This is a genomic window from Agrococcus beijingensis, from assembly GCF_030758955.1.
Taxonomy (GTDB): Bacteria; Actinomycetota; Actinomycetes; order Actinomycetales; family Microbacteriaceae; genus Agrococcus; species Agrococcus beijingensis.
Genome location: NZ_CP132360.1, coordinates 2,184,906 through 2,193,440, shown reverse-complemented (window position 1 = coordinate 2,193,440; position 8,535 = coordinate 2,184,906). Strand labels below are relative to the sequence as shown.

Here is an 8,535-nt window from a genome sequence, read left to right as displayed (position 1 = left end):
CCCCCCCACGTCCGGGATATTCCCAGAGCCATCGAGGTCAGTCTGCGTCTAGTGGTTGACTGTCCTCGGTCTGGCGCATGCGCCCGGCCAGCAATGCGATCAACGCGAGAGCTGGCGGAATGACTCCCGCAATCACAAAGATGATGGGGATGGGAACCAACAGTGAGAGCGGCCCTGCGATGGCGATCGAGACCGGCATGAACGCGATCGAAACGAAGAAGTCGAGGCTGGCGACTCGGCCGATCATGTCGAGCGGCACCAACCGTTGCAGCAATGTTCCCCACACGACAACGCCAGCCCCGGTGAGTGCACCGACGACAAAGAGCGCGGAGAGCATGAGGATCAAATTGTCGGCAACGCCAATGACCACAAGAGGTAGTGTTCCTCCACCCCAGCACAGGATCATAAACGTCAAGTACCGACGAGGAAGCTTCAACGACGACACGATCAGCGAACCGACAGCCCCACCTATCCCATAGGCGGCCAGAAGGAACCCGAAAGTAGCTTCAGCATCCTCGAATCGGTCGCGGGTGAGGAACGGGAGGAGAACTTCGATCGGGCCTTGGACAATGAGCGCAAGCGAAGACCCGAAGATCAGCGTCCAAAGCAACCAGCGTGTACGAGCCACGTAGGCAACCCCCGCACGAAGGTCACCCCAGACGCTCGGGCGATCCTCGGGAGGAGTGGGCTCAGTGTGTTCGTCACGACGGCTAAGAAACAACGTGATGACGAAAGCAATCGCGTACGAAGCCGCGACGATGACCGCTCCGATAGCGGGGAAGAACATACCGACGATGACTCCACCGAGGGCCGGGCCCAGCCCTTGCCCCATCGATGGACGGAGCGCCCCTTCGAGCCCATTCGCGGCCAGGAGTTGCTCCGGCGGAAGGACCACAGGTAGGTAAGCGCTGTACGCAGGGTAGAAAAAGGCGCTCCCGGCACCCATCGCGAACGAGGCTGCGGCGACGTGCCAAAGTTCGATATTCCCGGTGAGCGACAGGACCGCCACGGCGGTCATGATCGCGGCCGTTGAGCCCTGCACTGTAATGAGAATCCGCCGTTTGGAGAACCGGTCTGCGACAACCCCACCGAGAACGGAGAACGCAAACAGGCCAAGACTCATTCCGGTTGCAACCGCCGACAAGGCAAGTGGGCTGTCATCGAGTGCGAGTACTTGGAAGACCATGACGATCGTCCACATACCGGTCCCGAATACCTCGATGCCGACGGCGGCAAACAGGAGACGGTAATCACGTGATGCCAATGGGCGGAGTGCGCGTAGCTTGATGGTGTTGCTCATACCAGTGCCTCGCCTTCAGCCATCGCCATCAGATGTACATGAGGCCATTGGGCGACATCGCGCAGGAGTTGCCGATCGTGGGTCGACAGTACGACGGCCGCTTGGGTAGCCCCGAGTGCCTCGGTGAGTTCGTCAACGAGCGCGATGGAGAGGTGGTTGGTGGGCTCGTCTAGTAGTAGCACGTGCGGGCGTGCCGCGAGTACGAGCGCCAGATCGAGGCGTCGTTGTTGACCCATCGACAGTTCACCCACTCGTTTGCCTGCCTCGCGCGATCGCAGCAGTCCAAGTTGACCGAGACCGACCGCCTCAGATGATTGAAGCGTTCCTTGACCGACGAGTTCGTCGAGGTGTCGGGCGTATACCTCGTTCGCCCGGCGATCAGGCGGCAGCATCGTCTCCTGACGAAGAAAACCCAAACGCGTGCCAGGGGATGTCCGCACTGTTCCCGTATCTGGCAGTAGTTCGCCCGCCGCGATACTCAGGAGCGTCGACTTTCCGGCCCCGTTCGAGCCGGTGATCACGAGCCTGCCGCGGTGCGAGAGTTCGAACGACACTGGCTGCGCTAACCGCCCGGCAAGGCTCACGTTGTCGACGTTTAGTAGCACCGCCCCTTTTCGTGTGGGCAGGTCGGGGAACTGGAATAGCTGCGGTGGTTCAGGTACCGTCACCGCGTGTGCTTCGAGTGCTTCCTGGCGTCGGTGCACGCTCTGCACCAGCCCGCCCGCGCGCGTCGCGCGGCCGTGCTTCGGTGACCCCTTCTCCGGTCGCCAACCCGATACGAGTCGGTTCTGTGCAGCGCTGAGACTGTCCTGCAGCCGGGCTTGCTCCTGCTGCTGGCGGTCGTACTCCTGATCCCAGCGTTCCCGCTCGGCCACGCGCCCTTCTCGGTATCCCGCGTACCCGTTGCCGTAGATGCGGGGGCGATCATCAGGTGTCGGATCGAGGTCGACCACCGTCTCCGCAATGTCAGAGAGCAGCGCGCGATCGTGGCTGACGATGACGACACCACCGTTGCGCGTGCGGAGTTGCATGGTCAAGAAATCAAGTCCGCTGCGGTCGAGGTGATTGGTGGGCTCGTCCAGCAGTAAGAAATCATCTTCAGCCCCCAACAGGCAGGCCAACCGCACTCGATATCGCTGCCCCACCGACAGATCAGCGAGCAACCGCGTCATGTCGGTTTCGGCGTCGAGTGCTTCGAGCGCGATTTGTACCCGGCGCTCGGCATCCCAAGCGTCGAGCGCTTCCGCATCTTCCAAGGCCGCAGCGTACTGCTCTGCGGCCTCGCTACTCCCTTCCGCGAGAGCGGCAGCGGCGTCGTCGAGTGTGGCCAGCGCTGCGAGCGGTTCGGCGATGGCCTCCGCGACGGCCTGCCCAACGGTTCGGTTGTCGGTGGAGTCCATCTCTTGTTCAGCGAGCCCGAGCGTGCCGATGCGCTGGATCGTTCCACTATCAGGTACCAGCGTGCCCGCGAGCGCGTGCAGAAGTGTGGTCTTTCCGCGCCCGTTCTCTCCGACGATCGCCACACGGGACGCGGGAGTGACGACGAGATCGACATGGTTGAGCACCGGGGTTACGCCTCGCATTACGGAGACGTCGGAAGCGGTGAGTTGCGCGCGATGGCGCGCCGGATGACGGTTAGTAGGGGTAAGCATTCAAATCCTTCAGCAAGGCGCACCGCGACGAGCCAAACAGCCAGCGGGCACGCAAATGACGGGGACCCTTCCAGGGTCAGAACGAGCGGCCGTCGCTAGCTCGGAGTTGCTCAACGAGCGCGGTAGGCCTACTCAACCGTCACAGGAAATACAAATGCATGCTTCCAGTGTACCACATAAGGTCGGCAACGCTCAGTCCCCACCTCCGCAACCAAGCATGTAAATGTCGATAGCAGTGCCGACCTCTCAAAGCAGACTGCGAAGCGACGCAAGCCACCGCTGGCGCGTCTCTTCCGGTGATTGTGACCGGCCCGACACCTCAGTAGCGAGAGAGAGGTAAAGCCCCACGAGAATCTGTGGACGCAAGTCAGATGTGTCGGCGGGGTCTATGCCGAGGCGGCGAACGTAGGCATCGCGCAGCCGGATGCTAAGTGACTCATGGAGGTAGGCGAGTTGGCGCTGAACGCGCGCATCGTCGCCAAGCTGATTGCGAATCGCCTGTCGTCGCCTGTCCAGTTCGGTCGTCGGGATCAAGAAGAGTTGCGCAGTCGCCCAGTCAAGCGTCTCGATCGCGTTGAAGTGTGAAGGCGCTGTAAGTACAAGCTCAGCGAGATGCTCTGTGTGATCGTCGCTGAAGAGTGTGAGTTCTTTGTAAGGGAAATAGCGGAAAAAGCTTCGCTGAGATACTCCTGCGCGTTCAACGATGTCTTCGACCTTCGTTTCGTCGTACCCGCGTTCTTCATACAGCTCAATCGCCGCTGTCTGGATCGCGCGGCGCGTAGTGGTCTTGTGTCGCGCACGCGCTCCGGTTTGGTTCGTCATCGCCTCCATTATGGCCGCCATGGGGCATGTTCATCCCTTGTTCACCCTCACGCAAACTGGCATATGTGCCACTTATGCATGATGGATCACATGACCGCTCTTGCCCCGCCGAACTGGCGACCACTTCCTCTTCTCGGCCCGCATGTCTCTCCCAACAACGGGTTGTATCGCGCTGCGGCGCTCAGCCATGCCACCCGCGCTGAACTCGCACAGTGTCCAGATGAGCTGACATGGCTCGATCTGCGCACCCGCGGCGAGCTTGAGCAGGAAAGTCGGGAACACTTGCCAACGACGTGGCAGCATGTGCATGCCCCCTTCATGGAACTGGATGTTCAGGCCGGCCAAGAAGCCCAAGCTCTCGACGGCTTGATTGACGGGAGTGCCACCTTCGGCGATCACTACTGTCGCATGCTGGACGTTGCCGTTGCGAACATCGCCCAGGTACTGCGGACGATCGGGGAAACTTCGGGGCCGATCGTGATCGGCTGCCAAGGGGGACGGGACCGCACTGGGCTCATCTCAGCGATCCTCCTACTAGCAGCGGGGGCAGACCCCCACATTGCAGTTGGCGACTACATCCGCACCAATGACGATCTGCACGAGAATCTTCAACGTCAGCCCGGAGGTGAGCAAACGCAGGAGTTGTTCGCCGCACTCGATCTCGTCTGTCGCAGGGAAGACATCGCCCAAGCGATCGATTACCTCGCTTCTCTCGGCGGTGTTCGGGAGTACCTGAGCAGCCACCTCCCCGATGAGGACTATGACCGGCTGGTCGCGAGCATCCGCATCCGCCTGGGCGTGGACCCCGATCCTTCAGACTCTTCGCTTCCGCTCACCACCCCCTCACAGAAGGAAGTAACAGCATGAAACGCAAGACCCTTGGCACGGTAGTTCTCGCCGTGACAATGGCCACAGCACTCGTGGCATGTTCCGCGGACCCCGGCACCTCGCAGGGTGATGAGTCTGCCGTTTCCGGCGGTACTATCCGTGTCGGACTTGACATTGAGGTCTCTTCGGTCGACCCGATCGGCAACGACATCGGCCAGCAGTCAAGCCTGGTGCTGGCGAATGCAATCTATGAGCCGCTGCTCATGGATGGCCCGCGCGGCGAATTGGTTCCGGTGCTGGCCGAGTCGCTCGAAAGCGACGACCTGATTGATTGGACGCTGATTCTTCGCCCAGATCTGACGTTCTCTGACGGCACGGCATTAGATGCTGCCGCGGTGATCGCTCATATCGAGCGGGCACAGAACTCCGAGTCCGCGGTAGCGCAAGGTGCGCAGGAGATCATTGAAATAGCCGAGGTCGACGAAACAACGGTCGAGATGACGCTAGCCGAAGCGAACGCGACCTTCCCGCGGTACTTCGCACGCAACCTCGGCATGATTGGCAGCACCACAGCGACCGACCCCGAGGGCAGCCCCTTGGGCGCTGGACCTTACCGACTGGTTTCGCTGTCGGCAGGATCCTCGTTGACCGTCGAGCGCAATCCGGAATATGCCGGGAACACACCCGCCTACGCCGATGAGATCGTCTTCCAGTTCCTGCCCGATACCGACTCCCGTTACCAGACCCTCGCAGCGGGGACCGTCGATGTCGTATGGATCGAGACGCCAAGTTTGATGACTCAGGCTGAGACAGACGGTTTGCAGCTGGCCTTGGCGAATGCAACAACGGCCACGGCAATTTTCAATACCGAGCAGGCACCCTTCAATGATCCCCTCGCGCGACGAGCCGTTCAGACAGCTATCGACCGGGACGCATTGCTACAGGTGACCAACCAAGGACAGGGCGCGCTCTCTCACGGACCAATCTCGTCGCAAAGCGAATATCAGACTGGTTCCACCTATCCAGAGTTCGACCCGGATGCCGCGCGCGCACTGCTGGAGCAGTACGGGCAGCCGCTCGCCTTCGCATACACCACAGACGCGCAGCCCGAGGCGATGGCGCGAGCGACCGCGATCCAGCAGATGCTCGGTGACGTGGGTATCGAGATGGAGATCGATGTGGCGGATGCCGCGACCTGGGCGAGCAAGCTCTTTGCGAAAGATTTCCACGTGATCGAGTTCGTAACCAGCGGCTACGGCGATACGGGTTCCGCAATGACGATGTTCGAAGCCGACTCCTTCTCCAACTTCGGCGGATACGCCAATGCCGAAGTCAGCGCTCTGATCGATCAGGCCCGTTCCGCGACCACACCCCAGGAACGTAGCGACTTGTACAACGCGGCCAGCGAGCTGATCGTAGCTGAGGCAGCAGTGCTCTTCTTCACTGAGAGCCCCAGCGGCTTCATCGCAAGCCCGAAGATCGGCGGACTCCCCGATGTCAGCGACCGCAATGTCATCTCTGTCTCACCTGGAGAATGGTGGATCAAATAGAAATCCGTGCGTGGGTGCACCGGGGAGTGCGAGGACTCATCGTCCTCACGCTCCTCGGTCTGCTCACGATGAGTCTGCCCGCATTGATGACGGGAACGCCGGCCCTTGCCGTTCTGGGAGTGAACGCCTCCCCGGATCAGATCGCGGCCTTCATGGCTTCTCTCAACCTCGACCGACCCGCGCCGGAGCGTCTGTGGGAGTGGCTATCAAATGCTGCTGGTGGCGACCTCGGAGCGTCACTAGTAACAGGACGGTCTTTAACCGATGAACTGGCCGCTCGACTGCCGATCACCATCGAACTGCTGCTCCTCGGGCAGGTCGTCGCGCTCGCGCTCACGTTGCCCGTGGCAATGGCCTCAGCCTGGCGGCCCGGTGGACTCTTAGACCGCATCGCGACTGTCACAGCGTTCGTCCTCCTCTCCGTCCCGACATTCGTGTTCGGACTGCTGGGCATCATGTTGTTCTCGGTGATGCTAGGGCTACTGCCTGCAACTGGATGGGTGCCGTTCGGAATCGACCCCATAGGACATCTCCGTCACCTCGTACTCCCGGTGCTCACAATCGGCCTCGCGGAGGCGGCTGTCCTGGTCCGAGTGCTAAGGGCGGATCTCATCACGACCATGCGCGAACCCTATGTGCTCGCATCGCGCTCCCGCGGCATGGGAACCGCGCGATTGATGATCACGCGTGTGCTGCGCCCTTCATCGCTCACCACCATGACGCTGGTCGGTTTGGGGTTCGGGGCACTTTTCGGTGGCTCGGCGCTCATCGAGACAGTCTTCGCTATCCCTGGAATGGGTCGCCTGGCGGTGACAGCGATAGGCGCACGCGATTTCCCAGTGATTGAAATGATCGTCATTTTCTCTGGAATCGCGGTTTTCCTCGCCGCGCTAGCCGTAGACATCTTGTACACCTTCGTCGATCCAAGGACACGCCGTGCTCACGCAAGAAGCTGACACCCGCCCGGCACTCAGCAATAGCCGCTCCCGGGTAAGAACGCCAGGCATGCGTTTGGACTCGCGCGGCTCGATCATCTTCGCTGCCGTAGTTCTCACTATTGTGATCGGTGGCGCAGTCGCGTCGATGCTCATCCCGCAGTTTGATCCACTCCGGGCTGATTTCAGTGCGGCCATGCAGCCACCAAGTCCTGCCCACTGGTTCGGGACGGATGCGACGGGTCGCGATATATTTGCTCGGACAATGGCCGGAGGTTTGTCCTCGCTCGTCGTGGCGGCCCTAACGCTGGCAGTAGGGCTCGTGGTGGGCTCGTTCATCGGCATTGTCGCGGGATTCTTCGGCCGGATTGTCGACGAGATCATTGGAACAGTTATCGATCTGATGCTCGCACTTCCAGGACTGATACTGATCATGGTTGTCGTGTCTCTTGTCGGCTCGGACTACTGGACGATTGGGCTTCTGATTGGGACGCTCACGATTCCGATCTTCGCGCGAATCGCGCGCTCTGCGACATTGAGTGTGCGCGAGCGTGAGTTCGTCCAGGCCGCCCGGCTGCTGGGCGCGAGCCGGGTGCGCCTCATGACCCAGGAAATCGCGCGTACCGTGCTCCCCTCGGTGCTCGCATACTCCTTCACTGCCATCACCGTCGCGATCGTCGCGGAAGGCTCCCTGAGCTTCCTCGGCTACGGGCTACAGCCACCCACCCCGTCATGGGGAAGCCTCATCGCGGAAGGTCGAACACATCTGGCCGGTGCCCCATGGATCATGCTCGCCCCCGCAATCGTGATGTGCCTCACCGTACTCGCCGTCAACATTCTCGGCGAGCGATTCACCAGAAAGGACACATAATGTCCACCCAGAAGGAAGCACTGCTAGAGGTCCGAGACCTCCAGATGAGCCTCACGTCGGCCTCTGGTCACTCCCATGTGCTTGAGGATCTATCGCTGTCGGTCGCGCCAGGCGAGAGCCTCGGCATCATTGGCGAATCTGGATCGGGCAAGTCAGTGCTGGCTCGCGCCATCGTCGGGGTGCAGCCGCAGGGTGTCACAACCCAGTCGAACGGCAGTATCCGTTTTGAAGGCCGCGACATCCTAGGACGCTCCCCCCGAGAGCGGCGCGGAACCACCGCCGCGCAAATGGCGATGATCTTCCAGGACCCCTCGTCCACACTTAATCCGTTAGTACGCGTAGGTAAGCAGGTACTCGAAGGAGCGACACAGCACAGCAGTCGCACCCGAGCCTCTCGCCGCGCCTACCTGCACGAACTGTTGGAAGCTGTAGGACTCAGCGACGCAGCGCGCATCGCTCGTAGTTTTCCTGCTGCCCTTTCCGGGGGGCAGCGTCAGCGCATCGGAATCGCTGCGGCGCTGGCATCCAACCCACGACTTCTGCTGGCGGATGAGCCCACCACGGCATTGGACGTGAC

7 protein-coding genes and 1 pseudogene are annotated in these 8,535 nt (G+C 61.3%); 5 read left to right on the top strand and 3 right to left on the bottom strand.

The features are described 5' to 3' along the window. Positions 1–37: 37 nt before the first annotated feature. The 3 genes from Q9250_RS10705 to Q9250_RS10695 all read right to left on the bottom strand — a co-directional run bounded on the left by Q9250_RS10705 (position 38) and on the right by Q9250_RS10695 (position 3,774). Positions 38–1,300, bottom strand: coding sequence for an MFS transporter (locus Q9250_RS10705; RefSeq protein ID WP_029746528.1), 1,263 nt, complete (start codon positions 1,298–1,300; stop codon positions 38–40). Then, positions 1,297–2,952, bottom strand: coding sequence for an ABC-F family ATP-binding cassette domain-containing protein (locus Q9250_RS10700; protein ID WP_130455630.1), 1,656 nt, complete (start codon positions 2,950–2,952; stop codon positions 1,297–1,299). Before Q9250_RS10700 ends, Q9250_RS10705 begins: the two co-directional genes overlap by 4 nt. 246 nt (positions 2,953–3,198) lie before the next feature. Further along, on the bottom strand, positions 3,199–3,774 hold the full coding sequence (locus tag Q9250_RS10695) for a TetR family transcriptional regulator (RefSeq protein ID WP_084705335.1): 576 nt from the start codon (positions 3,772–3,774) through the stop codon (positions 3,199–3,201). Between the two features lie 90 nt (positions 3,775–3,864). Here Q9250_RS10695 and Q9250_RS10690 point away from each other — a divergent pair, with 90 nt between their 5' ends. The 5 genes and pseudogenes from Q9250_RS10690 to Q9250_RS14270 all read left to right on the top strand — a co-directional run. Next, positions 3,865–4,641 carry a tyrosine-protein phosphatase gene (locus Q9250_RS10690; protein WP_157993057.1) on the top strand — a complete coding sequence of 259 codons (777 nt, stop codon included), beginning with the start codon at positions 3,865–3,867 and terminating at the stop codon, positions 4,639–4,641. Then, a complete protein-coding gene (locus Q9250_RS10685; protein ID WP_119076931.1) occupies positions 4,638–6,152 on the top strand; it encodes an ABC transporter substrate-binding protein in 1,515 nt (504 codons plus the stop codon). The genes Q9250_RS10690 and Q9250_RS10685 overlap by 4 nt, the downstream gene beginning before the upstream one ends. Then, positions 6,137–7,108, top strand: a complete 972-nt coding sequence (locus Q9250_RS10680; RefSeq protein ID WP_119076929.1) for an ABC transporter permease — start codon at positions 6,137–6,139, stop codon at positions 7,106–7,108. The genes Q9250_RS10685 and Q9250_RS10680 overlap by 16 nt, the downstream gene beginning before the upstream one ends. Beyond that, positions 7,089–7,958, top strand: a complete 870-nt coding sequence (locus tag Q9250_RS10675) for an ABC transporter permease (RefSeq protein ID WP_130455626.1) — start codon at positions 7,089–7,091, stop codon at positions 7,956–7,958. Before Q9250_RS10680 ends, Q9250_RS10675 begins: the two co-directional genes overlap by 20 nt. Beyond that, a pseudogene (locus Q9250_RS14270) lies at positions 7,868–8,530 on the top strand (ATP-binding cassette domain-containing protein); the annotation flags it as partial. The gene Q9250_RS10675 and the pseudogene Q9250_RS14270, both read left to right, overlap by 91 nt. Positions 8,531–8,535 lie beyond the last annotated feature (5 nt).